The sequence below is a fragment of the Streptomyces sp. NPDC008125 genome (assembly GCF_042957125.1).
Lineage (GTDB): Bacteria > Actinomycetota > Actinomycetes > Streptomycetales > Streptomycetaceae > Streptomyces.
The window spans coordinates 474,506-500,102 of record NZ_JBIBHR010000001.1; the positions used below are offsets into that span (position 1 = coordinate 474,506).

General features: G+C 70.6%; 22 protein-coding genes. 4 read left to right on the forward strand and 18 right to left on the reverse strand.

Annotated features, from left to right (window positions below; genetic code table 11):
* Window positions 1-517: 517 nt before the first annotated feature.
* The 3 genes from ACFZAX_RS01965 to ACFZAX_RS01975 form a co-directional block, all read right to left on the reverse strand.
* A complete protein-coding gene (locus ACFZAX_RS01965) occupies window positions 518-1,489 on the reverse strand; it encodes an alpha/beta hydrolase fold domain-containing protein (protein WP_390958110.1) in 972 nt (323 codons plus the stop codon).
* Window positions 1,490-2,349: 860 nt separating this feature from the next.
* Entirely contained in the window at window positions 2,350-3,678 is a 1,329-nt protein-coding gene (locus ACFZAX_RS01970; protein ID WP_390958112.1) for a TRAM domain-containing protein, read from the reverse strand.
* Window positions 3,679-3,931: 253 nt separating this feature from the next.
* Window positions 3,932-5,980 (reverse strand): amino acid permease, encoded by a 2,049-nt coding sequence (locus ACFZAX_RS01975; RefSeq protein ID WP_390958114.1) that lies wholly within the window; start codon window positions 5,978-5,980, stop codon window positions 3,932-3,934.
* 491 nt (window positions 5,981-6,471) lie between these two features.
* Here ACFZAX_RS01975 and ACFZAX_RS01980 point away from each other — a divergent pair, with 491 nt between their 5' ends.
* Together ACFZAX_RS01980 and ACFZAX_RS01985 are read left to right on the forward strand one after the other, a co-directional pair.
* Window positions 6,472-7,140 (forward strand): NAD-binding protein, encoded by a 669-nt coding sequence (locus ACFZAX_RS01980; protein WP_390958115.1) that lies wholly within the window; start codon window positions 6,472-6,474, stop codon window positions 7,138-7,140.
* Entirely contained in the window at window positions 7,140-7,820 is a 681-nt protein-coding gene (locus ACFZAX_RS01985; RefSeq protein ID WP_390958117.1) for an NAD-binding protein, read from the forward strand. Before ACFZAX_RS01980 ends, ACFZAX_RS01985 begins: the two co-directional genes overlap by 1 nt.
* A gap of 124 nt (window positions 7,821-7,944) precedes the next feature.
* On the opposite strand, the gene ACFZAX_RS01990 is transcribed toward ACFZAX_RS01985, so the two are convergent.
* Window positions 7,945-9,036 (reverse strand): substrate-binding domain-containing protein, encoded by a 1,092-nt coding sequence (locus ACFZAX_RS01990; RefSeq protein WP_390958119.1) that lies wholly within the window; start codon window positions 9,034-9,036, stop codon window positions 7,945-7,947.
* A 106-nt stretch (window positions 9,037-9,142) separates the two neighbouring features.
* Between ACFZAX_RS01990 and ACFZAX_RS01995 the strand changes: the two genes are divergently transcribed.
* On the forward strand, window positions 9,143-9,994 hold the full coding sequence (locus ACFZAX_RS01995) for a phytanoyl-CoA dioxygenase family protein (RefSeq protein WP_390958121.1): 852 nt from the start codon (window positions 9,143-9,145) through the stop codon (window positions 9,992-9,994).
* Window positions 9,995-10,068: 74 nt separating this feature from the next.
* Here the strand turns inward: ACFZAX_RS01995 and ACFZAX_RS02000 are convergent, their stop codons facing one another.
* The 11 genes from ACFZAX_RS02000 to ACFZAX_RS02050 form a co-directional block, all read right to left on the reverse strand.
* Window positions 10,069-10,881, reverse strand: coding sequence for a DUF3159 domain-containing protein (locus tag ACFZAX_RS02000; RefSeq protein WP_390958122.1), 813 nt, complete (start codon window positions 10,879-10,881; stop codon window positions 10,069-10,071).
* Window positions 10,882-10,884: 3 nt separating this feature from the next.
* Window positions 10,885-11,235 carry an OB-fold nucleic acid binding domain-containing protein gene (locus tag ACFZAX_RS02005; RefSeq protein ID WP_390958401.1) on the reverse strand — a complete coding sequence of 117 codons (351 nt, stop codon included), beginning with the start codon at window positions 11,233-11,235 and terminating at the stop codon, window positions 10,885-10,887.
* A 198-nt stretch (window positions 11,236-11,433) separates the two neighbouring features.
* Complete coding sequence (locus tag ACFZAX_RS02010) at window positions 11,434-12,126, reverse strand: response regulator (RefSeq protein WP_266709955.1); 693 nt, start codon at window positions 12,124-12,126, stop codon at window positions 11,434-11,436.
* Between the two features lie 100 nt (window positions 12,127-12,226).
* Complete coding sequence (locus ACFZAX_RS02015) at window positions 12,227-14,770, reverse strand: ATP-binding protein (RefSeq protein WP_390958124.1); 2,544 nt, start codon at window positions 14,768-14,770, stop codon at window positions 12,227-12,229.
* A gap of 266 nt (window positions 14,771-15,036) precedes the next feature.
* Window positions 15,037-15,705, reverse strand: coding sequence for a potassium-transporting ATPase subunit C (locus tag ACFZAX_RS02020; protein ID WP_390958125.1), 669 nt, complete (start codon window positions 15,703-15,705; stop codon window positions 15,037-15,039).
* A gap of 5 nt (window positions 15,706-15,710) precedes the next feature.
* Window positions 15,711-17,837: a potassium-transporting ATPase subunit KdpB gene (kdpB, locus tag ACFZAX_RS02025; RefSeq protein WP_390958127.1), complete on the reverse strand. Its 2,127-nt coding sequence runs from the start codon at window positions 17,835-17,837 to the stop codon at window positions 15,711-15,713.
* Window positions 17,834-19,498 carry a potassium-transporting ATPase subunit KdpA gene (gene kdpA, locus ACFZAX_RS02030; RefSeq protein ID WP_390958129.1) on the reverse strand — a complete coding sequence of 555 codons (1,665 nt, stop codon included), beginning with the start codon at window positions 19,496-19,498 and terminating at the stop codon, window positions 17,834-17,836. The genes kdpB and kdpA overlap by 4 nt, the downstream gene beginning before the upstream one ends.
* Window positions 19,499-19,504: 6 nt before the next feature.
* The gene (kdpF, locus tag ACFZAX_RS02035) at window positions 19,505-19,594 is read right to left on the reverse strand and encodes a K(+)-transporting ATPase subunit F (RefSeq protein WP_078075662.1); all 90 of its coding nucleotides are present in this window, start codon (window positions 19,592-19,594) and stop codon (window positions 19,505-19,507) included.
* Window positions 19,595-20,189: 595 nt separating this feature from the next.
* On the reverse strand, window positions 20,190-20,960 hold the full coding sequence (locus tag ACFZAX_RS02040; protein ID WP_390958132.1) for a DUF3710 domain-containing protein: 771 nt from the start codon (window positions 20,958-20,960) through the stop codon (window positions 20,190-20,192).
* 1 nt (window position 20,961) lies between these two features.
* Window positions 20,962-21,492 carry a dUTP diphosphatase gene (gene dut, locus ACFZAX_RS02045; protein WP_266709948.1) on the reverse strand — a complete coding sequence of 177 codons (531 nt, stop codon included), beginning with the start codon at window positions 21,490-21,492 and terminating at the stop codon, window positions 20,962-20,964.
* Window positions 21,489-22,073 carry a hotdog domain-containing protein gene (locus ACFZAX_RS02050; protein ID WP_390958134.1) on the reverse strand — a complete coding sequence of 195 codons (585 nt, stop codon included), beginning with the start codon at window positions 22,071-22,073 and terminating at the stop codon, window positions 21,489-21,491. The genes dut and ACFZAX_RS02050 overlap by 4 nt, the downstream gene beginning before the upstream one ends.
* A gap of 58 nt (window positions 22,074-22,131) precedes the next feature.
* On the opposite strand from ACFZAX_RS02050, the gene ACFZAX_RS02055 reads away from it, so the two are divergent.
* Window positions 22,132-22,620, forward strand: a complete 489-nt coding sequence (locus ACFZAX_RS02055) for a DUF3093 family protein (protein WP_390958136.1) — start codon at window positions 22,132-22,134, stop codon at window positions 22,618-22,620.
* A 48-nt stretch (window positions 22,621-22,668) separates the two neighbouring features.
* On the opposite strand, the gene ACFZAX_RS02060 is transcribed toward ACFZAX_RS02055, so the two are convergent.
* The 3 genes from ACFZAX_RS02060 to ACFZAX_RS02070 form a co-directional block, all read right to left on the reverse strand.
* Window positions 22,669-23,637 (reverse strand): hypothetical protein, encoded by a 969-nt coding sequence (locus ACFZAX_RS02060; RefSeq protein ID WP_390958138.1) that lies wholly within the window; start codon window positions 23,635-23,637, stop codon window positions 22,669-22,671.
* Between the two features lie 12 nt (window positions 23,638-23,649).
* Entirely contained in the window at window positions 23,650-23,946 is a 297-nt protein-coding gene (locus tag ACFZAX_RS02065) for a DUF4193 domain-containing protein (protein WP_003965732.1), read from the reverse strand.
* Window positions 23,947-24,352: 406 nt separating this feature from the next.
* Window positions 24,353-25,594: an ATP-binding protein gene (locus ACFZAX_RS02070; RefSeq protein ID WP_390958140.1), complete on the reverse strand. Its 1,242-nt coding sequence runs from the start codon at window positions 25,592-25,594 to the stop codon at window positions 24,353-24,355.
* Window positions 25,595-25,597 lie beyond the last annotated feature (3 nt).

Here is a 25,597-nt window from a genome sequence, read left to right on the forward strand (position 1 = left end):
CCGGGGCACGGCTGTCACCGGACGCGGCATGCGCGCCGCGTGATGTGCGCGCCGCGTGGTCCGAGAGGGGGGAGGGCCACTTCGGCAGACTCCGGTCAGGTGGTGTCCACGCATGGCCGGGCGCGTCCGTCGTAGGAGGGCTACTTCGGCAGGCCCCGGTCAGGTGGTGTCCACGCATGGCCGGGCGTGGCCGTCGAAGTGCTGAGCGGCAGGACGGCCGGGGCAGGGGGAGGGCCTGGTCCAACCGCGGCCGCCGTCGAGCACCGGCGGGGGGCGGGGCCCCTCCGGGCCATGGCCGGCGAGTCCGGCCTGTCCGACGCGGATGGCCGGCCACGGCCCCGAGGGGAGGAATGCAGGCGGGCGGCGGGCACCCGCCCGTCCGCGCCTGGCGCGTGACGCCCCGAGGAGACGCCGCGGAGGCGTGGCGCGGTCCGGTCGTCGACCCGTCACACGGCGGCCCTCACGGGAAGGATGCCGCGATCCTTCCGGCCGGCCGACGGCGGGCGACGCGTGCGGGTCAGCCGGTCCGCAGAGCGGTGCGCAGGGTGGTGACGGCGAGGGTGATGGCGGCCTGAGCCGCGTGGGTCTCCCGCAGGGTGTTGAGCATCACGAAGTCGTGGATGATGCCCTGGATCCGTACGGCGGTCACCGGAACGCCGGCTTCGCGGAGCTTGTTCGCGTAAGCCTCGCCCTCGTCGCGCAGCACGTCGGCCTCGCCCGTGATGATCAGCGCCGACGGCAGCCCGGCGAGCTGCTCGGTGGTGGCGCGCAGCGGGGAGGCGGTGATCTGGGCGCGCTCGGCCTCGTCGGTCGTGTACTGGTCCCAGAACCACTGCATGCCGTCGCGGCGCAGGAAGTACCCGGTCGCGAACTGGTGGTACGAAGCGGTGTCGAAGTTCGCGTCGGTGACGGGGTAGAACAGCACCTGCTGGACCAGGGGGACGTCGCCCCGTTCCTTGGCCATCAGGGTCAGGGCGGCCGCCATGTTGCCGCCGACCGAGTCGCCGACGACGGCGAGGCGTGCGGCGTCCAGGCCCTTGGTGGCGCCCTGCTCGACGATCCACCGGGCGACGGTGTAGTTCTGCTCGATGGCGACGGGGTACCGGGCTTCGGGCGAGAGGTCGTACTCGGGGAAGACCACTGCGGCGCGGGCGCCGACGGCGAGCTCGCGGACCAGCCGGTCGTGGGTGTGGGCGTTACCGAAGACCCAGCCCGCACCGTGGATGTAGAGGATCACCGGCAGGACACCGTCGGTGCCGGCCGGCTTGACGATCCGGGCCCGCACACTGCCTGTGGGACCGCCCGACACGGTGATCCACTCCTCGTCGACCTCCGGCTTCTGGATGTCGCCCGACTGGACCTCGTCCACAGCCTTGCGGCCCTCGACGGGACCGAGGTCGGCGAGGTAGGGCGGGACGTCGGTGGCCTCGGCGAACGCCTGGGCGGCGGGTTCCAGTACCGGCGGGACCCGCTCGACTCCGTGGGACATGGGTGACTCCTGTGGTGATCGGTACGTGTGATTCGTTGTGCTGCTCCTGACCCTAGAAGTGACGTAATGCCGGACGTTTTCTGTGCGTGCACTCGCTGTGCGTACAGAGCGCCCAAAACGCCTCCAGTCGCCACGGGAGGCTGTACGGCCACGCACCACCCAGCCGACACCCGCCCGCCTTCTGGCACGCCGTGCGATCTGCGGGTCGTCCCCGCGTCCGCAGGGGGCGGCCGTCCCATCCGGCGCTCACCGCATCTCGACGATCAGTCCATCGGCTGTCTCCTGGACCTGCCCACGCCCCGTCGTCCGCGAGGGCACCGACTGCTGAGCTCCAGCGCCACCTGCGTGTTGATCAGGAAGCACGGGATGCACTCATCGAGGACGGAGCGGACGTGCGGGGCTTTGAACCAGCCGGTGACCTGGTCCACGCAACCCCCACCAGGTCACTCACCCAACGCCGACGAGCGCGGACCCAGACCGATTCGTCTCAATGGGCGCCGGAACACCTACGGACGAACGGATACCGCACCGTCCGGGCCGCGGCGGGAGTCCGCGCCTGCCCCGGCCTACGAACAGCAGCCTGGCGCCGGCCTCCTCGACGGCCCGGCGCGGCTTGGGCTCCAACAGCCCTCGCACCACCCGCGATCTGTGGGAGCTGCGAGGACCGTGGACGTCGAGCGGGTTGATCTTGCGGGGTTGAGGGAGCGTCTCCACCACGCCGGGCGCACCACCGCCCTCCCCCGGGGCCAGGGCCTGGACGTCGAATGAGCGTCAAGATGCCTCGGAGGGCGTCATTTCCGCGTCAAGATATCGCGCGTAACGCGCACACCGCACATAACGTGCGACCCCAAACCTGCAGGTCAGTCGTCCTTCTTCACCGGCTCCAGGATCGCCACGCACTCCACGTGGTGCGTCATCGGGAACAGGTCGAACGCCCGCAGCGTCCGCACCTTGTATCCCCCGTCCCGGAAGTACGCGATGTCCCGCGCCAGCGCCGCCGGGTCGCACGCGACGTACGCGATCTTGCGGGCGCCCAGCCCCGAGAGGTGCTTGACGACCTGCTTGCCGGCGCCGGCGCGGGGCGGGTCGAGGACGATGAGGTCGCACTCGGTGATGCCGGTGCGGGGGAGGATCTGGTCGACCTTGCCGTGCTCGATGCGGACCCGGTCGAGGTCCTTCAGGTTGTGGCGGGCGTCCTCGACGGCACGCTTGCCGGACTCGATGCCGAGGACCGCGCCCTTCTCGCCGATGCGCTGGCCGATGGCACCGGCGAAGAGGCCGACGCCGCAGTAGAGGTCGAGGGCCGTGTCGCTCTTGCGGGGCAGCAGGCCCTGCATGACGGCGCGGACCAGGGTGTTGGCGGCCTGCGGGTGGACCTGCCAGAAGCCGCCGGAGCCGACGCGGTAGGTGCGGTCGTCGGCGACCTCGCGGACGAAGGCGCGGCCGTGGACGCGGTGGACACCGCCGTCGTGCTCCTCGACGCGCAGGACGGAGACCGGCTTGTCGAGCTCGACCAGGGGGAGCCGGCCGCCGGGCTTCGGGGTGAGGACGACCTGGCGGTCGTGGGAGCCGGTGGCGGAGATGGCTTCGACGGCGGCCAGCGTGGGCCAGGAGCGCTTCTCGATGCCGAGCTCGGAGACGCCGGGGGCGGCGATCATGCAGTGGTCGATCGGCTGGACCTCGTGGGAGCGGTGCTTGCGCAGACCCGCGTTGCCCTCGTCGTCGATGGCGTACTGGACACGGGTGCGCCAGGCGGGCACCTCGCCGGCGGGGAGCTTGTCGCCCTCGGCGGGCATGACGGTGCCGTCCCAGCCGGCCTCTTCCGGGGTGAGGCCCGCGAGGCGCTGGAGCTGCTCGGCGATGACCTCTCCCTTGAGCCGGCGCTGGGCGCCCGGCTTGGCGTGCTGCCAGTCGCAGCCGCCGCACATGCCGGGACCGGCGTACGGGCACGGCGCCGGAACGCGGTCCTTCGACGGCTCGATGACGGTGACGGCGTCGGCGCGCAGGAAGCGGGAGTCGGTGTCGCCGTCCGTGACGCGGGCGATGATCTTCTCGCCGGGGAGCGTGTGGCGTACGAAGAGCACCCGGCCTCCGTCGGTCCGGGCGATGCAGTGGCCTCCGTGCGCGACGGGGCCGACCTCGACCTCGTACTCCTCCCCGACCAGCGACAACGTGGATTCGTTCGGCATGAGGGGGAGCTCCAGAGATCGGGGGACGAACAGGGGTGCGACAGTCGCGGGCGGTACTCCGCAGCGGAAGCCGGGCGACGATCCGGCCCCTACGCACGCGGCCGGACAACAGCCCACCAGTCTACGTGGGAGTCGTCCGGCCGTTCACCACGCCACGGAGGGGCCAGGCCGGGAGAAGGGGCGGCCCCGGAACTGCGCCCGATGGAATTCGCCAACAGCATCCGGAACTGCGCCCGGGCCGCCCCTCCCCCGCTCAGGGCTTCTTCGCCTGCTCCTTGGGCCGGCGCTCGACCGGTCCGCGCCGGACGGAGCCCGGGGCGGACCACTCGGCGCGCCTGCGGGCGCGCTTCTTCGCGACCTCGGAGGACTCCAGCTGGTACGGCACGGAGGTGACCATGACGCCGGGCGTGAAGAGCAGGCGTCCCTTGAGCCGCAGCGCGCTCTGGTTGTGCAGCACGTGCTCGTACCAGTGCCCGACCACGTACTCGGGGATGTAGACGCTCACCACGTCGCGCGGGCTCTCCCGGCGCAGCCCCTTGACGTACTCGATGACCGGGCGGGTCACTTCGCGGTACGGGGAGTCGAGGATCTTGAGCGGGACGTTGATGCCGCGCCGCTCCCAGTCCTCGCGCAGCGCCTTCGTCTCCTGCGGGTCGACGCTGATGGAGAGGGCCTCCAGGTGGTCCGTGCGGATCAGCTTGGCGTAGGCGAGGGCGCGCAGGGTGGGGCGGTGGAGCTTGGAGACCAGGACGATCGCGTGGACGCGGGAGGGCCGGACGGTCTCGTCGGACGGGGTCTCGTCGGCGGCGATCTCGCGGGCGACGCGGTCGTAGTGCTTGCGGATCGCGGTCATGGTTCCGTAGAAGATCACCATGCCGAGCAGGGCGACCCAGGCACCGTGGGTGAACTTGGTGGCGAGGACGACGACCAGCACCAGGCCGGTGAAGAAGGCGCCGAAGGTGTTGATGGCCCGCGAGCGGATCATGTGGCGGCGGGTGTTCGGGTCCTTCTCGGTGCGCAGGTGCCGGTTCCAGTGCCGGACCATGCCCGTCTGGCTGAGGGTGAAGGAGACGAAGACGCCGACGATGTAGAGCTGGATCAGGCGGGTGGAGTCCGCGCCGTAGATCCAGACCAGCAGGATGGCCGCGCCGGCCAGCAGCACGATGCCGTTGGAGAAGGCGAGGCGGTCGCCGCGGGTGTGCAGCTGACGCGGCAGGTAGCGGTCCTGGGCGAGGATCGAGCCGAGCAGCGGGAAGCCGTTGTAGGCGGTGTTCGCCGCGAGGAAGAGCACCAGGGCGGTGGCCGCGGCGAGGACGACGAAGAGGAAGGAACCGTCGCCGAAGACGGCTGCGGCGACCTGCGAGATCACCGGGTCCTGGACGAAGCCGGAGCCGACCGAGGAGCCGTTGTGGAACAGGTCCTTCGCCGGGTTCTCGGCCATCTTGACGTCGGTGACCATGGCCAGCGCGATGATGCCGCAGAACATGGTGACGGCCAGCAGGCCCATCATCAGCAGGGTCGTCGCGGCGTTCTTGCTCTTCGGCTTGCGGAAAGCGGGAACGCCGTTGCTGATCGCCTCGACGCCGGTGAGCGCGGCACATCCGGACGAGAAGGCGCGCAGCAGCAGGAAGACCAGCGCGAAACCGGCCAGCCCCCCGTGCTCGGGCTTGATCGTGAAGTCGGCGGTCGGCGCGTGCATGGAGTCGCCGAGGACCAGCCCGCGGAAGGCACCCCAGACGATCATGACGAAGACGCCGACGACGAAGAGGTAGGTCGGGATGGCGAAGAGCTTCCCCGATTCCTTCACCCCGCGCAGGTTCATCAGTGTCAGCAGCACGATCGCCGCGATCGCGCAGAGGGTCTTGTGCTCGACGACGAACGGGATCGCGGAGCCGAGGTTCTCGACGCCGGAGGAGATCGACACGGCGACGGTGAGGACGTAGTCGACGAGCAGCGCGCTGGCGACGGTGAGCCCGGCCTTGGGGCCGAGGTTGGTGGTGGCGACCTCGTAGTCGCCGCCGCCGCTCGGGTAGGCGTGGACGTTCTGCCGGTACGAGGCGACGACCGTGAACATCAGGACCACGACGGCGACCGCGATCCACGGGCTGAAGTGGTACGCCGACACGCCCGCGATGGAGAGCACCAGGAGAACTTCTCCCGGGGCGTACGCCACCGAGGACAGCGGGTCGGATGCGAAGACGGGGAGGGCGATGCGCTTGGGGAGGAGCGTTTCTCCCAGCTTGTCGCTGCGCAGGGCCCGTCCGATCAAGATCCGCTTGGGCACGTCGGTCAGTTTGGACACGCAGAGGATCGTAAGCGTTGCTCGAAGGCCCGGCGCCCCCCGCTACCGCGTGGCACCCCATTCTCCTGCGATCAGCGGAAAAGTTCGCAAAATCCTTAACGAAATCCTTGCGCTTTCTCCAGCCGATGTGACTGATTGCGTCCACTTCGCCGCTTTGGGTAACCCTTGCGTGCCCGTTCCGCCCGGTACTGCCGCGCTTTTCACCGTCACGCCGCGCTCCGGACCCGCTCCACCCACTCGCGCTCCCTGTCTTTACTCCGCCTTTACTGCCGCTTTCGCTCGTCTTGCACCGGTGCGCGCTCCGCCTTTGCCGAGGCGCCGGGCCGAACGCACACTCGGGTGAAGCGGGCGCGGGGATGCCGCTTAAGCTCATCTCCGGGCAACGACGGACGTGGTTGCCCCGTTTCTTTGCCCGGCAAGCCGAGAGAGAGTTGTGAGCACAGTGTTTTCGCAGGTCAGCCGGACGACCAGGACTGCGAGGTAGGCACAGGGTGCATATCGTCATCATGGGCTGCGGGCGAGTCGGAGCCGCTCTCGCGCAGACCCTGGAACAGCAGGGGCACACGGTCGCCGTGATCGATCAGGACCCCACGGCGTTCCGACGCCTCGGTTCCGGGTTCGGTGGCCGTCGTGTCACCGGAGTCGGCTTCGACCAGGACACCCTCCGCGAGGCGGGCATCGAGGAAGCCGGTGCCTTCGCCGCCGTCAGCAGCGGAGACAACTCGAACATCATCGCCGCCCGGGTGGCCCGCGAGATGTTCAGCATCGAGAACGTCGCGGCCCGCATCTACGACCCCCGCCGCGCGGAGGTCTACCAGCGTCTCGGCATCCCCACCGTGGCCACGGTCCGCTGGACCGCGGACCAGATGCTGCGGCGGCTGCTGCCGTCCGGCGCCGAGCCGCTGTGGCGCGACCCGAGCGGCGGTGTGCAGCTCGCGGAGGTGCACACCTCGGCGGCGTGGATCGGTCACAAGATCAGCACGCTCCAGGAGGAGACAGGGGTGCGCGTGGCATTCCTCACCCGACTGGGCGAAGCGGTCCTGCCCTCGTCCCAGACGGTGCTGCAGGAGGGTGACCTGGTCCACGTGATGATGCGTACGGACGAGGTCGCGAAGGTCGAGGCGGCCTTCGCCGAGGGCCCCGAGGAAGGCGGTCACTGATGCGCGTGGCGATTGCCGGCGCCGGCGCGGTGGGCCGTTCCATCGCGGCCGAGCTGCTGGAGAACGGGCACGAGGTACTGCTCGTCGACAAGGCCCCCACCGCCATCTCGGTGGAGCGGGTCCCCATGGCCGAGTGGCTCCTCGCGGACGCCTGCGAGATCACCTCGCTCGACGAGGCGGCGCTCCAGCGCTGCAACGTCGTGATCGCGGCGACCGGTGACGACAAGGTCAACCTGGTCGTCTCGCTGCTCGCGAAGACGGAGTACGGGGTACCGCGGGTCGTGGCCCGCGTCAACAACCCCAAGAACGAGTGGCTCTTCAACGAGTCCTGGGGCGTCGACGTCGCGGTCTCCACGCCGCGTCTGATGTCGGCGCTGGTGGAAGAGGCGGTGAGCGTCGGCGACCTGGTCCGGCTGCTGCGCTTCAGCCACGGCGACGCCAACCTCGTCGAGCTGACCCTGCCCCCGGAGTCGGCGGTGGCCGGTACGCAGGTGGGCGCGGTGGAGTGGCCCGAGGACACCTCCCTGGTCACCATCATCCGGGGTACGCGGGTGCTGACCCCCAGCCCCGAGGAGACGCTGGAGGCCGGAGACGAGCTGCTGTTCGTGGCCGCGCAGGCCCGCGAGGAGCAGCTCGAGGACCTGCTGTCGGTACGCCGAGGGGCACCGGCCGAGGACTGAGCCGGAGCGGCGTCGGCCGCACCGGCCGAGGACTGAGCCGGAGCGGCCGAGGGCCGGGACCGAGTGGTACGCACTCGGTCCCGGCCCTTTCCCGTACCGGAGACCCCGCGCGCACCGGCTTCCGTCAGCGTGCGTGCGCCCCGGGGCCGCCGGTGCTGCCGCGGACGACCAGCCGGTGCGGGATCGTCAGGTCGGAGGCGGGCAGCTCGTTGCGGGGGCTGTAGACGCGGTCGGCGAGGCACTGCAGGGCCCGCGCGGCGATCTGGCGCTTGTCCGGCGAGACGGTGGTGAGGCCCGGGTGGCTGAACCGGCCGTCCTCGATGTCGTCGAACCCTACGATCGCCAGGTCCTCCGGTACGCGTACGCCCCGCGCGTGCGCCGTGTGCAGGGCGCCCAGGGCCAGCTCGTCGCTGAACGCGAACACCGCGTCGGGAGCCTCGGCGCCCCAACCGGAGCTCAAGCCGGAGCCGAATCCGGAGTCCGGGCCGCCACCGCCACCCTCGCCCCCGTCGAGCAGCTCCGCCATGGCCCGGGCCCCGTCGCTCCGGTGCAGCGCGGTCACCGGGCGCTCCCACGCGGGGCGGGGCTCGATCCCGGCCCGCCGCAGGGCCCGGCGGTACCCCGCCGCCCGCTGCTGGGCCGTGCCGTTCTCCAGGTGCGGCTGGAGGCCGATGGCGGCGATACGGCGGCGGCCACGCTCCAGCAGATGGGTGGTGGCCTCGTCCGCGGCGGCGACGTTGTCGACGGCGACCCGGTCCGCCAGCCCGCCGGGGCTGCGCTCGCCGAGCAGGACGACGGGCAGCGCGCGGGCGGTGGCCGTGAGGTCCCGGGCTTCCAGAGCCCAGGGGCTGATGACGAGTCCGTCCATCACACGTCCCCCGTCCCCCGTCAGCAGACGCCGCTCGGCCTCGGCGTCGCCGAGGGTCTGGTCGATGATCACGGTCCAGGACCGCCGCTGGGCCTCCTCCACCAGCAGGCCGGCGAGCTCGGCGAAGTAGGGCGAGTGCAGCTCCGGGATGGCCAGGCCGATGATGCCCGTACGGCCGGCCCGCAGGCTGCGCGCCGCGAGGTTCGGCCGGTACCCCAGCTCGTCGATCGCCTGCTGCACCCGCAGGCGGGTCCGCTCCGCGACCGGCGCGGAGCCGTTGACCACGTTCGACACCGTGCGCGGGGAAACCCCGGCGCGGAGGGCCACGTCCTTCAGGCTGCTGCTCACTCCGACATCGTGGCACACCTCCACCCCTGTTGCCACGTTGCAATCAACGATGTAAAACTGCCGGACAGTCCACCGGCGCACGCCGTACGACCCTCAGGAGGCACCCATGACCCGGCACGCCCATCCCCGCACCGCGACGGCCGGCCTCGACGTCGACGTGTCATCGGACGTGGAGGCCCTGTACACGGACGGCATCACCGCGCGGAAGGGAGCGTTCACCCCGGAGTGGACCGACCGGCTCCGTGAGGACATCGAGGTGGCCTTCGAGGAGGCGCTCGGGCGGCCCGGCGGCGCCGTCGGACGCGGCCCGCACCGCTACTACGTGGAGATCCACCCCGAGCAGCTGCGCGGCTTCGTCGACCTCGTCGAGCATCCGTGGGTGCGCTCCGTGTGCGAGGCCGTGCTCGGCCCCGACTACCGGATCGTCGAGCTGGGCTTCGACGTACCGATGGAAGGCGCGGTCAACCAGCCGTGGCACCGGGACTTCCCCATGCCTGAGGAGACCCGGGCCGAGCGGCGGCTGACCTCGCTCGCCTTCAACGTGACGGCCGTCGACACCGAGGAGGACATGGGCCCCTTCGAGATAGCCCCGGGCACCCAGTGGGACGACAGCCCGGAGTTCGGCCACGGCATGTTCCCGCCCCGGTCCCACTATCCGCGCTACGAGGAGCGAGCCGTCCGCAAGTACCCGAAGCGCGGCGACATCTCGGCCCGCAGTGCGCTGACCGTCCACCGCGGCACCACGAACCACTCGGCGAAACCGCGCCCCGTGCTGGTCCTCGGCGTCGACGGCCCGGAGGCGTCGAACGGCGAGCGGCACGACACCGCCGCGACCCGGCCGTACTGGGAGAGCCTGCCCGAGCGGGTCCGGCGCCACCTCGACTGCGCGGTCGTCGACGTGCTGGTGCCCGTGACCCAGAAGCACACCATCGAGGGCCTGGTCATGGGCGACGCCTGAAAGCTCCCGGAACGCCGAAGGTGGCGGACACAGGACGTGTCCGCCACCTTCGGGGAGGGTGGGTGCCGCTGCTCTCAGGCGTCGTAGTTCCGCGCCGCCGCGGCCTCCGCGCCCCGGGCCTTCTCGGCCTCCGCCTCGCGCTCGCGTTCCGCCTCGCGCTCCGCCTCGCGGTCCTTCTCCGCCTGCTCGGCGGCCTCCATCTCGGCGAAGACGTCGATCGGGGCCGGCGCCTTGGCCAGAAAGACCCAGGTGAGGTACACCGCGAGCAGGAACGGCGGGATCTTCAGCCCGATCAGCACCCAGCCGAGCTGCGTGGTGTCGGCCCACCAGTAGAGCGGGAAGAGGATCGCGCACTTGGCGAGCAGGATGAGACCCCAGGCGTAGCTGGCCTTGGCGTAGGCGCGCTTGCGGCCGGGGTTCCTGGTCCGCCAGGAGAGGTTCTCCTTGAAGACCGGGCCGAGGATCAGCCCGATCAGCGGGACTCCCGCGAGGGTGGTGATCAGGTAGGCCAGCGCCAGGCCGAGCGTATAGAGCATGCCAGGGAGGTAGAAGTCCTTGGCGTTGCCCGTGATCATCGCGAAGACCACACCGAAGGCCACGCCGAAGACACCGCTGAAGGCGTGCTTGACGGTGTCCTTGCGGACCAGCCGCACGACGACCAGCAGCAGCGACACCGCCAGCGCCGCGATGGCCGAGACGTGCAGGTTCTTGTTGACGGTGAAGATGGTGACGAAGAGCAGTCCGGGCAGGACGGTCTCCACCATTCCCCGGACCCCTCCGAACGCCTCGAAGAGGGCGGCCTCGGTGACCGCCTTGTTCGCCGCGTCCTGCTGGTCCGTGTGCGGGGTACGGTCCCCGTCGTGCGTCGGCTTGTCGTCAGACGTCACCGGCTACTCCTTGCCGAGCGGTCGCAATTCGTATGTGGGGTTGAACAGCACCCGGCGCCCGTGGCTCACGGCGACCCGGCCCGAGACGATGAGCCGGCGGCCGGGCTCGATGCCGACGATGGAGCGACGGCCGAGCCAGACCACGTCCAGCGGCGCGGTGCCGTCGAAGAGCTCCGCCTCCAGGGCGGGCACTCCGGCACGCGGTCGCAGGGTGACGGTCCGCAACGTACCAGCCACCTTGACGATCTGGCGGTCCGAGCATTCGGAGATGCGGGTGCACCCCGACGCGTGCGCGTCCTCCTGGAGCTCCTCGGACTCCAGGTCCTCCTGGGAGCTGGAGAGGCGGTCGAGCATGCGGCGGAAGCGTCCGGCGGACCGCTCCGACTTCCCGGCCTTGTCGAATCGAGGAACAGCACTCATACCCGAAGAGTACCGGTCCCGCGAGCTACTCGGGGGCTCCGGAAATCTCACTCGGACGAGTGCATGGCCCTGGGTGTACGACCCCGTACGACAGGCTCGGCCGCGTGGGGTGCACGACCCCGCACGACGGGCTCAGCCGCGCTCGAAGCGGTAGCCCATGCCCGGCTCGGTGACGAAGTGCCGGGGGTGCGAGGGGTCCGCCTCCAGCTTGCGCCGGAGCTGGGCCATGTAGACCCGCAGGTAGTTGGTCTCGGTGCCGTAGGAGGGGCCCCAGACCTCCTGGAGGAGCTGCTTCTGGCTGACGAGCCGGCCGCTGTTGCGGACCAGGACTTCCAGCAGGTGCCACTCGGTGGGGGTGAGGCGGACGTCACGGCCGTCGCGGTGGACCTTCTTGGCCGCCAGGTCGACGGTGAAGCCCTCGGTCTCCACGATCACCACGTCGTCGGCACCGTCCTGGCCGACCGGCTCGGCCCGGCGGACCGAGGCCCGCAACCGGGCCAGCAGCTCGTCCATGCCGAAGGGCTTGGTCACGTAGTCGTCGGCGCCCGCGTCCAGCGCCTCCACCTTCTCGTCCGAGGTGTGCCGGGCGGAGAGGACCAGGATCGGCACCCGGGTCCAGCCCCGGAGCCCCCGGATGACCTCGACGCCGTCCATGTCGGGAAGGCCGAGGTCCAGCACCACCACGTCGGGGTGGCGGGCGGCGGCCAGCTGGAGGGCGGTGGCCCCGTCGGGCGCGGCGTCGACCTCGTACTTCCGCGCCTTCAGGTTGATCACGAGGGCGCGTACGATCTGCGGCTCGTCGTCGACCACAAGCACCCGGGTCATCGCGGTCCTGCCTTTCTGCTGCTGTAGGGAGAAGAGAGTCTGCTGCACGCGGATGTCGGGGGCGTGACGGACCCCTCAGCCGTCCCGCACACCTCGGGTGTCACGAGGTGACCTGCGGGGACAGGTCCGGGCTCGCGGGTACGTGGTCGGCCGCCGTCTTGAGGGTGAGCACCATGGTCATGCCGCCGCCAGGGGTGTCCTCGGCGTCGAGGGTGCCGCCCATCGACTCGGCGAATCCCCGGGCGACCGCGAGGCCGAGGCCCACCCCGGCACCGCGCGGGGCGTCGCCGTACCGCTGGAAGGGCTCGAAGATCCGCCGCTTGCCCTCGTCGGGGACGCCGGGGCCTCGGTCGGAGACCCGGAGCTCGACGCGGTCGCCCAGCGTGCTGGCGGCCACGGTGACGGGTGTGCCGTCCGGACTGTACTTGACGGCGTTCTCGACGATGTTGGCCACGGCCCGTTCCAGCAGGCCCGGGTCGACGGCGACCATCGGCAGGGTCTCCGGGATGTCGAGCCCGACGCTCCCCTCGGGTACGCCTCCGAGCGCCATGGGGACCACCTCGTCGAGGTCGATCTCGCGGATCAGCGGGGTGACGGTCCCGGTCTGGAGGCGGGACATGTCGAGCAGATTGCCGACGAGGTGGTCCAGGCGGTCGGCGCCGTTCTCTATGCCTTCGAGGAGTTCGGCCTCGTCGTCCTCGGACCAGGCGACGTCGTCGGAGCGCAGCGAGCTGACGGCGGCCTTGATGGCGGCGAGCGGGGTGCGCAGGTCGTGGCTGACGGCGGCCAGCAGGGCGGTCCGGATGCGGTTGCCCTCGGCGAGCCTGCGGGCCTTCTCGGCCTCGCCGACCAGCCGCTGGCGGTCGAGCACGACGGCCGCCTGGGCGGCGAACGCGCCGAGAACCCGGCGGTCCTCGGCGGGCAGGACCCGGCCGGAGAGCGCGAGCGCCATGTGGTCGCCGACCGGCATGTCCACGTCGGCGTCGTCGGGCCGGGTCACCGGGCTGGGCCCGACCGAACCGGCGCAGGTCCACGGTTCGACGTCGTTCTGCCGTTCCAGAAGGGCGACGGACTCCATGGCGAAGGTTTCGCGGACCCGTTCCAGCAGGGCGTCCAGGGTCGTCTCGCCGCGCAGCACGCTGCCGGCCAGGAAGGAGAGGATCTCCGACTCCGCGCGCAGCCGTGCCGCCTGGTGGGTACGTCTCGCCGCCAGGTCCACCACGGAGGCGACCGACACCGCCACCGCGAAGAAGATCACGATGGCGACGATGTTCTCCGGGTCCTGCACGGTGAGGGTGTGGGTCGGTGGGGTGAACCAGTAGTTGAGCAGCAGGGACCCGGCGGCGGCGGCGGCGAGCGCCGGGAGCAGGCCGCCCAGCAGAGCGGCGGCCACGGTCAGGAAGAGGAAGAGCAGGACGTCGTTGGCGAGCCCGGGGCCGTCCTCCATGCTGCGCAGCAGGACGGAGAGGAGGACGGGGCCGCCGACGCCGACGAGCCAGCCCCAGATGATCCGGGCGCGGCCGAGCCGGGCACCCCGGGCGATGGGCAGTCCTCTGCCCTTGGCCACCTCGTCGTGGGTGACGATGTGGACGTCGAGGTCGGTCCCGGACTCACGGGCGACGGTCGCGCCGACGCCGGGGCCGTAGATGTACTGCCAGGCCTTGCGGCGGCTGGAGCCGAGGACGATCTGGGTGGCGTTCACCCCGCGCGCGAAGGCGAGGAGGGCGGCGGGGATGTCGTCGCCGATGACGTGGTGGAAGGTGCCGCCCAGGTCCTCGACCAGGGTCCGCTGGACGGTGAGCTCCTTGGGCGAGGCCGAGGTGAGGCCGTCGCTGCGGGCGATGTAGACGGCGAGGATCTCGCTGCCGGAGCCCTTGGCGGCCATCCGGGAGGCGCGGCGTATGAGGGTGCGGCCCTCGGGTCCGCCGGTGAGTCCGACGACGATGCGTTCGCGGGCCTGCCAGGTGGAGCTGATGTTGTGCTCGCCCCGGTACTGCTGGAGGTACTCGTCCACCCGGTCGGCGACCCAGAGCAGGGCCAGCTCGCGCAGGGCGGTGAGGTTGCCGGGGCGGAAGTAGTTGGAGAGGGCCGCGTCGAGCTTGTCGGGCTTGTAGATGTTGCCGTGGGCCATGCGGCGGCGCAGCGCCTGGGGCGACATGTCGACCAGTTCGATCTGGTCGGCGCGGCGGACGACCTCGTCGGGGACGGTCTCGCGCTGCCGCACGCCGGTTATCGACTCGACCACGTCGCCGAGCGATTCCAGGTGCTGGATGTTGACGGTCGAGACGACGTCGATGCCGGCCTGGAGGAGTTCCTCGACGTCCTGCCACCGCTTGGCGTTGCGGGCGCCGGGGACGTTGGTGTGGGCGAGTTCGTCCACGAGGGCGACCTGGGGAGCCCGTTCCAGTACGGCGTCCACGTCCATCTCGGTGAAGACCGCCGAGCGGTACTCGATCTCGCGGCGCCGGATCTGTTCGAGGCCGTGCAGCATCACCTCGGTACGGGGCCGGTCGTGGTGCTCGACGAAGGCGACGACGCAGTCGGTCCCCCGTTCGATGCGCCGGTGGGCCTCCGAGAGCATGGCGTAGGTCTTGCCGACGCCGGGTGCCGCCCCCAGGTAGATACGAAGCTTGCCGCGTGCCATGGCCCCATTGTCTTCTCTTGCTCGGGCTGCGGCCCGTGCGGCAGCCACTGACGACGCTACTCCCGGAGATCCGGGCATTTCGGATGGTGGTTGAGAAGAGTGCGCGTATTGACGCAACCCTGATGCGTCGCACCGCGTGTCCCGCTCACGACGCAGCGCCCGGCGGCCACGACGCCGCGTGTCCCGCCCGTCCCGGGGAGGAGGGACGGGCGGGACACGCGGCGGTTCCGGGGCTCCGCCGGGCCCCGGAGCAGGTGCCGACGGCGTCAGCCGGCGTTGACGAGTTCCTTCAGCGCGATGTTCAGCTGGAGGACGTTGAGGCGGGGTTCCCCGATGAAGCCGAGGACGCGTCCGCCGGTGTGGTCGTCCACGAGCTTGGTCACCTGGTCGACGCCGAGGTGGTTCTTCTCGGCGACGCGGCGGATCTGGAGCTTCGCGTACTCCGGGGAGATGTCCGGGTCGAGGCCGGAGCCGGAGGAGGTGACGGCGTCGGCCGGCACGTCGTCGGGGCGGACGGGGTGGCCGGCGACGGAGTTGTCCCTGACGACTGCGGCCTTGGCGGCGGTGACCCAGTCGATCAGGTCCTCGTTGTCGCCGGAGCGGTTGGTCGCCCCGGAGAGGATGATCTTGTACTGGGTGTTGACGCTGTTGCTGCCGAGGCCGTTGGACGGGCGGGGCTGGAACCATGTGAGGTCCGGGTCCGCCGTCTCCTGGCCGTCCTTGAGGGGCAGGTCGTAGCGCTGGCCGATCAGCTCGGAGCCGACGACCTTGCCGTCGCTGCTGACCTCGGAGCCGTTGGCCTGGCGGGAGAAGAGCGCCTGGGCGACACCGGTGACCGCGAGCGGGTAGATGACGCCGCAGACCAGGGTGAGGACGAGCAGGGCCCTCAGACCGGCCAGCAGCAGCCGGGTCGTGTTTCCTACGGAGGTGTTCATGCCGATCAGCCGATTCCGGGGATGAGGGAGATGATCAGGTCGATGATCTTGATGCCGATGAACGGGGCGATCAGGCCGCCCAGGCCGTACACCCCGAGGTTGCGCCGGAGCATGCTGTCCGCGCCGGCCGGGCGGTAGCGGACGCCCTTGAGGGCGAGCGGCACCAGCGCGACGATGATCAGCGCGTTGAAGACGACGGCGGACAGGATCGCGGACTGCGGGGAGTCGAGCCGCATGATGTTGAGCTTGTCGAGCCCGGGGTGGACCACCGCGAACATGGCCGGGATGATCGCGAAGTACTTCGCGACGTCGTTGGCGATCGAGAACGTCGTCAGCGCGCCCCGGGTGATCAGGAGCTGCTTGCCGATCGCGACGATCTCGATCAGCTTGGTGGGGTTGGAGTCCAGGTCCACCATGTTCCCGGCCTCCTTGGCGGCCGAGGTGCCCGTGTTCATCGCCACGCCGACGTCGGCCTGGGCGAGCGCGGGGGCGTCGTTCGTCCCGTCGCCGGTCATCGCGACGAGCTTGCCGCCCGCCTGCTCCCGCTTGATGAGGGCCATCTTGTCCTCGGGCGTCGCCTCGGCGAGGAAGTCGTCGACCCCCGCCTCCTCGGCGATCGCCTTCGCGGTCAGCGGGTTGTCCCCGGTGATCATCACCGTACGGATGCCCATCCGGCGCAGCTCGTCGAACCGCTCCCGCATCCCCTCCTTGACCACGTCCTTCAGATGCACCACACCCAGGACACGGGCACCGTCGGCGTCGTCGACCGCCACGAGCAGCGGGGTGCCGCCTGCCTGCGATATCCGGTCGGTCAGCGCCTGGGCGTCGTCGGCGACGGTGCCGCCGCGCTCCTCGACCCAGGCGACCACCGAGCCGGTCGCGCCCTTGCGGACACATCGGCCGTCCACGTCCACGCCCGACATGCGGGTCTGGGCGGTGAACTCGACCCAGGCGGCGTGCGCCAGCTCACCGCGGTGGCGTTCGCGCAGCGAGTACCGGTCCTTGGCGAGGACCACGATCGAGCGGCCCTCGGGGGTCTCGTCGGCGAGCGAGGAGAGCTGGGCTGCGTCCGCGAGCTCCGCCTCGGTCACCCCGGCGACCGGGAGGAACTCGGCGGCCTGGCGGTTGCCGAGGGTGATGGTGCCGGTCTTGTCGAGCAGCAGCGTCGACACGTCACCGGCCGCCTCGACGGCCCGGCCGGACATGGCCAGGACGTTGCGCTGCACCAGGCGGTCCATACCCGCGATACCGATCGCCGAGAGCAGCGCACCGATCGTGGTCGGGATCAGACAGACCAGCAGAGCGGCCAGCACGATCATCGACTGCTTGCTGCCCGCGTAGACCGCGAACGGCTGCAGGGTCGCGACGGCGAGCAGGAAGACGATCGTCAGCGACGCCAGCAGGATGTTCAGCGCGATCTCGTTCGGCGTCTTCTGCCGGGCCGCGCCCTCGACCAGGTTGATCATCCGGTCGATGAAGGTCTCGCCCGGCTTCGTCGTGATCTTGATGACGATGCGGTCGGAGAGGACCTTCGTGCCTCCGGTGACGGCGCTGCGGTCACCGCCCGACTCACGGATCACCGGGGCCGACTCGCCCGTGATGGCGGACTCGTCGACGGAGGCGACGCCTTCGACGACGTCACCGTCGCCGGGGATGATGTCGCCGGCCTCGCAGACGACCAGGTCGCCGATGCGCAGTTCGGTGCCGGGGACGCGCTCCTCGCGCGGCCCCTCCAGCCGGCGGGCGATCGTGTCGGTCTTGGCCTTGCGCAGGGTGTCGGCCTGCGCCTTGCCCCGGCCCTCGGCGACGGCCTCGGCCAGGTTGGCGAAGATCGTCGTGAGCCAGAGCCAGGCCGTGATGGCCCAGCCGAACCAGTCGGTGGGGTCCGTGGCCGCGAGCACGGTGGTGAGGACCGACCCGATCAGCACGACGAACATGACCGGGGACTTGACCATCACCCGGGGGTCGAGCTTCCGGACCGCCTCGGGGAAGGAGGTGAGCAGCTGCTTCGGGTCGAAGAACCCTCCGCCGACGCGGGCCGCCGGCTTGGGGTCCGCCTGTTCGTCCGGGTGCGGCGCGGGGGCCGTGGTGAGGGGGGACATCGTGTCCTCTTGCGGGGTTCGGGTGGTCATGACGCCAGCCCCTCGGCGAGCGGGCCCAGGGCCAGGGCCGGGAAGTAGGTCAGGCCGGTGACGATCAGAATGGCGCCGACCAGGAGGCCGCTGAAGAGCGGCTTGTGGGTGCTGAGGGTGCCGGTGGTCTCCGGTACGGGCTTCTGCTCGGCCAGTGAGCCGGCGAGGGCCAGCACGAAGACCATCGGTACGAACCGGCCGAGGAGCATCGCGAGACCGATGGTGGTGTTGAACCACTGGGTGTCGGCGTTCAGGCCCGCGAAGGCGGAGCCGTTGTTGTTGGCGCCGGAGGTGTAGGCGTAGAGGATCTCGGAGAAGCCGTGGGCGCCCGAGTTCGTCATGGAGTCCGGCGGGGTGGGCAGCGCCATCGCCACGGCGGTGAAGCCGAGCACCAGGGCGGGGACGATCAGGATGTAGCAGGCCGCGAGCTTGATCTCGCGGGTGCCGATCTTCTTGCCGAGGTACTCCGGCGTGCGGCCGACCATCAGACCGGCGATGAAGACGGCGATGATCGCCATGATCAGCATGCCGTAGAGGCCGGAGCCGACACCGCCCGGCGCGATCTCGCCGAGTTGCATGCCCAGCATGGTGATGCCGCCGCCGAAGCCGGTGAACGAGGAGTGGAACGAGTCGACCGCACCGGTGGAGGTGAGCGTGGTGGCGACCGCGAAGATCGAGGAGCCGCCGATGCCGAATCGGTTCTCCTTGCCCTCCATCGCTCCGCCCGCGATGTCGAACGCGGGGCCGTGGTGGGCGAACTCCGTCCACATCATCAGGGCGGTGAAGCCGACCCAGATGATGCCCATCGTCGCGAGGATCGCGTAACCCTGCTTGAGCGAGCCGACCATCCGCCCGAAGGTGCGGGTGATCGCGAAGGGGATGACGAGGATCAGGAAGACCTCGAAGAGGTTGGTGAAGCCGTCGGGGTTCTCGAAGGGGTGGGACGAGTTGGCGTTGAAGTAGCCGCCGCCGTTCGTGCCCAGCTCCTTGATGACCTCCTGGGAGGCGATCGCTCCGCCGTTCCACTGCTGCGAGCCGCCCATGAACTGGCCGACGTCGTGGATGCCGGAGAAGTTCTGGAGGGCGCCGCACGCGACCAGCACCAGCGCGCCGATCACCGAGATCGGCAGCAGGACGCGGACGGTGCCACGGACCAGGTCGGCCCAGAAGTTGCCGAGCTCACCGGTACGGGACCGGGCGAAGCCGCGGACGAGCGCGACGGCGACGGCCATGCCGACGGCGGCGGAGACGAAGTTCTGCACCGCGAGGCCGCCGGTCTGCACGACGTGGCCCATGGCCTGCTCGCCGTAGTACGACTGCCAGTTGGTGTTGGCGACGAAGGACGCCGCCGTGTTGAACGCCTGGTCCGGGTCGATCGAGACGAATCCGAGGGAACCGGGCAGGCTGCCCTGGAGCCGCTGGAGCAGGTAGAGGAAGAGCAGGCTCACCGCGGAGAAGGCGAGGACGCCGCGCAGATAGGCGGGCCAGCGCATCTCCGTGTCCGGGTTGGCGCCGATGGCCCGGTACATCCACTTCTCGACACGCAGGTGCTTGTCGGAGGAGTAGACGCGGGCCATGTGGTCGCCGAGGGGGCGGTAGGCGAGGCCCAGTGCGACGATCATCGCGAGCAGCTGGAGCACACCGGCAAGGACGGGACTCATGGCGGGCTAGAACCTCTCCGGGTACAGAAGGGCGAGGACGAGGTAGCCCAGCAGGGCGACGGCCACGACGAGGCCGACGATGTTCTCGGCAGTCACAGCTTCGCCACCCCCCTGGCGATGAGGGCCACCAGCGCGAAGACCGCGATCGTGGTGACGACGAAGGCCACGTCGGCCATCGTGTGCTCCTAGATGAGGTTCGGTTTCTCGGACGTGACGAGCAAACCTCCGGCCGGCGCTTTCGACGCCGCCGTTGATGCCTTCCATACGAGGACGGGCGCTCCCTTGACGGCGCCCTTACGTGGCCGATACGCGCCCCTGACGGCCGGCCCGCCGCGGCGCGTGGTGGCACGCGAAACCACCTGAGGAACCGCGACCGCGAAAGCATGGGAAAAGACCGGTGGGCCGCACCCCCGTTCACGGGGAGTGCGGCCCACCGGCCTGAAAAAGCTGCTTGAAAAGCTGCTGAAAGCTGCCTGGAAAAGCTGTGCGTCCGTCCTGCGGACCGCGAGCGGATCCAGGGCGTGTGTCGAAAGTGGCGCCGTTCGCCCGGAGGGCGGGTCCGGCGACGTCCGGTGCGTGCGATCGCAAGGCGGAGGGTCGCCCCGATACTGGATGTATCGGGGTGATCCCGACAACGCGGCGAGCGTGCGTGCCGGGCGCCGTCGGACAGGCGGGACTTTCGATACACGCCCTAGCGGATCTCGCTGATCTCCGGTCCACGCTGGAGCTGGCCCATGCCGCCGGAGAACTTGGAGCTCTCCTGCTCCTCCTGCTGGACGCCCTCGGGCACCATCTGGGCATCGTTGGGGAGCTTCAGGACGATCGGGTCGCGGGGGGCCATCGGGCCCTCGCCACGGACGACCACGGTGTCCCGGAAGATCTGCTCCAGGAGGCCGGCGGCCTGCGGCTGCACGGCGCCCTGGCCCGAGATCACGCCGCGCAGGAACCACCGGGGCCCGTCGACGCCGACGAAGCGCACCAGCTGGACGCCGTTCTTCCCGTCGGGAAGCTGTACGGGTACCTGGGCGCGCAGCTCCCAGCCGAGCGGACCCTCGACCTCGTCGATGATCCCGCCCTGCTTGGTGATGCCCGAGGCGATCTCCTCGCGGACCTCGCCCCAGATGCCCTCCTTCTTGGGGGCGGCGAAGGCCTGCAGCTGGATCGCGCTGTCGCGCAGCACCACGGTGGCGGCGACGATCGCGTCCCCGGCCACCTCCACCCGGAGTTCCATGCCCTCGACTCCGGGCACGAAGACGCCGCCCAGGTCGACCCGGCCCTCGCCGGGCCTGGAGACCTCGGAGACGTCCCAGGGTCCGTCCGGCCGCGGGGCCGGCGGAAGGTTCGTCCGACGGGCGCTCACCGCGTCGTCGGCACCATCGAGCTCGTCGGCGACCTGCTCGGTCTCGCGCGCTTCGTCCACCGCGTCCTCGGCGGAACCACTCTTCTTGCGACGTCCGAACACGTCACTGTCCTTCCCGGTCGGATACGACCGAAGCGTAGTTGTTCCCACCCGGGGTGATACCGCCCCCGACACCGTCCACCGCGGCATGACCGCCGGTGGACCCGAATCCCCCTTCGGCCCGTGCCGAGCCGGGAAGTTCCGCGACCTCGTGGAAGCGCACCTTCTCGACCTGCTGGACGATCAACTGGGCAATCCGGTCGAAACGCTCGAACCGCACGGTCTCGCGCGGGTCGAGGTTGACGACGATCACCTTGATCTCTCCACGGTACCCGGCATCCACCGTCCCCGGGGCATTCACGAGGGCTACTCCGCAGCGGGCCGCGAGGCCGGAGCGGGGGTGCACGAAGGCCGCGTAGCCGTCCGGCAGGGCGATCGAGACGCCGGTCGGCAGCACCGCGCGCTCCCCCGGAGCAAGCTCCGCCGCCTCGGTGGTCACCAGGTCGGCACCGGCGTCGCCGGGATGGCCGTACGCGGGAACCGGGACCTCCGGATCCAGGCGCCGGAGAAGGACGTCGACGGGAGGGCGGGTCACGGGTTCACCTCGAAGGCTCGGGCACGCTTGATCTGGTCGGGGTCGGCCATCGCCGCGCGGATCTCGTCGGGGCGGCCGTTGTCGATGAAGTGGTCGACCTTCACCTCGACGAAGAGGGCGTCGGCCCGCACCGCGACGGGGCCCTCGGGGCCGCCGATCCGGCCGGTGGCGGTGGAGTAGATCTTCCTGCCGTGCACGGCGACGACCCGTGCGTCCAGGTGCAGCACGGTCCCCACCGGTACGGGGGCCGAGAAGTCGGTCTCCAGCCGGCCGGTGACCGCGATGACCCGCAGCAGCCAGCTCAGTGAGCCGAGCGTCTCGTCCAGCGCCGTCGCGAGCATCCCGCCGTGCGCCAGACCCGGCGCGCCCTGGTGCTCGGGGCGGACGGTGAACTCGGCGGTCACGCTCACGCCCTCGCCGGCCCGGGCCGCGAGGTGCAGCCCGTGGGGCTGCCCGCCGCCGCAGCCGAAACAGTGTTCGTAGTGCGAGCCGAGAAGCTGCCCGGGCGCGGGCGCGTCGGGATGCCGCACGGGTGCCACCGCGTCGGCCGGGGGTGTCAGAGCTGCAGATGTTCCACTCACACGCGCAGACCTTACCCGCGAGCCCGACCGCGTATCTCGCCGTGCCAAGCTTGTTCCCATGCAGCCTTCCGTACCGCCCTTCGACGAACGCCTCACCGCACCCCGCACCTGGTGGCTCATCGCCTTCGGGGCGGGGGTGGCCTGCGCGCTGATGCTCCTGCCGCTCGGCGGCCTGTTCCTGCTCGCGGGGCTGGTCGGCGGCACGGCGGCGACCGCGGTCGTGGTCAGCTCCTACGGCTCCGTCCGCATCCGGGTCGTCGCGGACTCCCTGGTCGCCGGGGAGGCGCGGATCCCGCTTTCGGCGCTCGGGGACGCCGAGGCGCTGGACGCGGAGGAGGCCCGGGCCTGGCGCACGTACAAGGCGGACGCCCGCGCCTTCATGCTGCTGCGCGGCTACATCCCGACGGCGGTGCGGGTGAAGGTGACCGACCCCGCGGACCCCACGCCCTATCTCTACCTCTCGACGCGCGAGCCGGAGGCTCTGATCGCGGCGCTCTCCACGGCGCCGGACGCGACGCAGGACCGAGCGGTCGCGGCGCAGGACTGAGCGCGCGAGGGGGGAAGCGGGGACGAGGGAAGCGCGGCCGGCGCTCCCTCAGCGGCCCTCCGCCTCGGGCGGGACGACGGTGGGCTCCGCGGGCTGCTCCAGCGCGGGAAGCGCGGTGAGCCGGTCCCAGGGGACCTGGTGTTTCCGCAGGTCCTTCCTGATGTGCCCGGCCAGCTTCCTGGTGTCGCGGCGGTTCATCGCCGCGCCCACGGCCGCGCCGATCATCAGGGGGATGAGATTGGGCAGGTCGCGCGCCATGCGTTTCATGATCTGCTGGCGCAGTTCGCGTTTCATCTGGCCGCCCAGGGCCGCGTTGAGCGTGACGGGGCGGGTGACGTCGACGTCGCGCTCCTCCGTCCAGGACGTGAGGTAGGCGGTGCTGCGCTGGGTGAGATTGCCCGGAGGGCGCCTGCCGTAGATCTCGTGGAGTTCGGCGACGAGTTTCAGCTCGATCGCGGCGACCCCGGTGATCTCCGCCGCCAGTTCGGCCGGCATGGCAGGGGGTACGGGCAGCATGGCCGCTGCTCCGATGCCGGCGCCCACGGCCGCGGTGGCCTTGCTCGCGCCCGCGATCAGGCGGTCCGCGATCTCCTCGGGACCGAGTCCCGGGAAGTGGCGGCGGAGCGTGGCGAGGTCGCGCACGGGGACACGGGGAGCCGTGTCGATGATCCGGTCGGCCAGATGTCCGGCGACCGCCCTCGCGCTCTCCCCGCCCTTGTGCACTCCCCGTTTCAAAGCGTCCAGCGGCCCGGTCAGGGTCGCCCGGGGTGCCGGGGTCCCCTGGTCGCCGGTCTCCCCGGCCTGTCCGGCCCCGTCCGGCAGGCCGGCCGCCGGGGCCACTTCGAGCGAGGCCGGATGGCCCCGCTCGTCGTCAGTCGTGCCGGAGGGGTCGTGCGGGGCCTTGTGACGCCCGTCAGGGGCACTCAAGCCTTCTGCCGGGCCCGTACCGCCCTCATTCGCCTCCGGCCCTTCACTGCGCCGTGAGCGCCGCTTCCGGAACGGTCTGTCGCCTGTCACGGCGGGCCTGCCTCAGTCGCAGTCGCGGCAGATCGGCTGGCCGTTCTTCTCACGAGCCAGCTGGCTGCGGTGGTGCACGAGGAAACAGCTCATGCAGGTGAACTCGTCGGCCTGCTTGGGCAGAACGCGAACGGCGAGTTCTTCGTTGGACAGGTCCGCGCCGGGCAGTTCAAGGCCCTCCGCGGCGTCGAACTCGTCGACGTCGACGGCGGACGCGGTCTTGTCGCTCCGCCGTGCCTTCAGCTCTTCCAGGCTGTCCTGATCGACGTCGTCGTCGGTCTTGCGTGGGGTGTCGTAATCCGTTGCCATGTCGCTCTCCCCCTCTTGGGTGTCTGCGGGTGTCTCAGCGCACGTAACGCGTGAGAGGCCGGACTTGTGCCCGACCTGAGGCGGAGATTTTGCCTCACATCAAGGTCTGTTACTCAATCGACACCCGAACCGGCCGCTGCCGAGCGGTCGTCTTGGGTGGCGAAGGGGACCGTACACGGTCCGGATGCCGGGCTACACGGGTGCCACCCCGTGTACTTCCCGTGATACCACCCCCCGAAAACCCGGGCGTTTCCCGGCGTTACGCCCGGTGGGAGCTCACGGAGAGTAGATGCACCCCCTGAGGCCCCTGTGATCGATCACACAGGGACAAACCGGGGACGCATCACGAAAATTCCGCTCAAAGCGAAAGCAATGGACCCTCCCCCCGATCGCTTCGTCACGCTTTTCAGACGGGCAGAGTGACGCGCATCACGAGGCCGCCCCCCTCTCGGGGCTCCGCGATGATACGGCCTCCGTGGGCCCTCGCCACGGATCTCGCGATCGACAGGCCGAGACCGACCCCCTTGTCGCTCCCCGTCCGCTCCGTACGGAGCCTCCGGAACGGCTCGAAGAGGTTGTCGATCTCGTACGCGGGCACCACGGGACCCGTGTTCGAGACCACCAGCAGCGCCTGCCCGGGGCCGAAGTGGGTGGTGACCTCCACCCAGCCGTCCTCCGGGACGTTGTAGCGCACCGCGTTCTGTACGAGGTTCAGGGCGATCCGCTCCAGCAGGACGCCGTTGCCCTGGACGACGGCGGGCCCGCGCCCGCCGCGGATCTCCACGCCCTTCTGGGCCGCCTCGGCGCGTGCCTGGTCGATGGCGCGGTCGGCGACCTCGGCCAGATCGACCGGCTTCCGCTCGACGATCTGGTTCTCGCTCCTGGCGAGCAGCAGCAGACCCTCCACCAGCTGCTCGCTGCGCTCGTTGGTGGCGAGCAGCGTCTTGCCCAGCTGCTGGAGTTCAGGAGGGGCCGCCGGGTCGGAGAGGTGGACCTCCAGCAGGGTGCGGTTGATCGCCAGCGGGGTCCGCAGCTCGTGCGAGGCGTTGCCGACGAACCGCTGCTGCGCGGTGAACGCGCGCTCCAGGCGGTCCAGCATCTCGTCGAAGGTGTCCGAGAGCTCCTTGAGCTCGTCGTCCGGTCCGTCCAGCTCGATCCTGCGCGACAGGTCCGTCCCCGCCACCCTGCGGGCGGTGCGGGTGATCCTGCCGAGCGGGGAAAGGACGCGGCCCGCCATCGCGTAACCGAAGGCGAACGCGATGATGCTGAGCCCCACGAGCGCCAGCAGGGCCCGGTTCAGCAGACTGTCCAGCGCGTGCTGGCGCTGGGAGGCCGTGCAGGCCTTGATGCCGTCGTTGAGCTGGTCGTTGTTCTGCGAGACCGCCAGCTGCGGACACGTCGGGCTGGAGATCCGGACATTGGTGCCGGACACCTGGAAGGCGGGGCCTCCCGCGTCGTGCAGGGCCTGCGCGGCCAGCATGTAGATGATCGCGAGCAGCACGATGCCCGCGATCAGGAACATCCCGCCGTAGAGGAGTGTCAGTCGTATCCGGATGGTGGGACGCAGCCAGGGCGAGGTGGGATCCTGCTGCTTGGGGTCCCAGGTGGGCTTGGGGGGCGCCGGGAGCGGCGTCGAGGACGTGGCCATCGG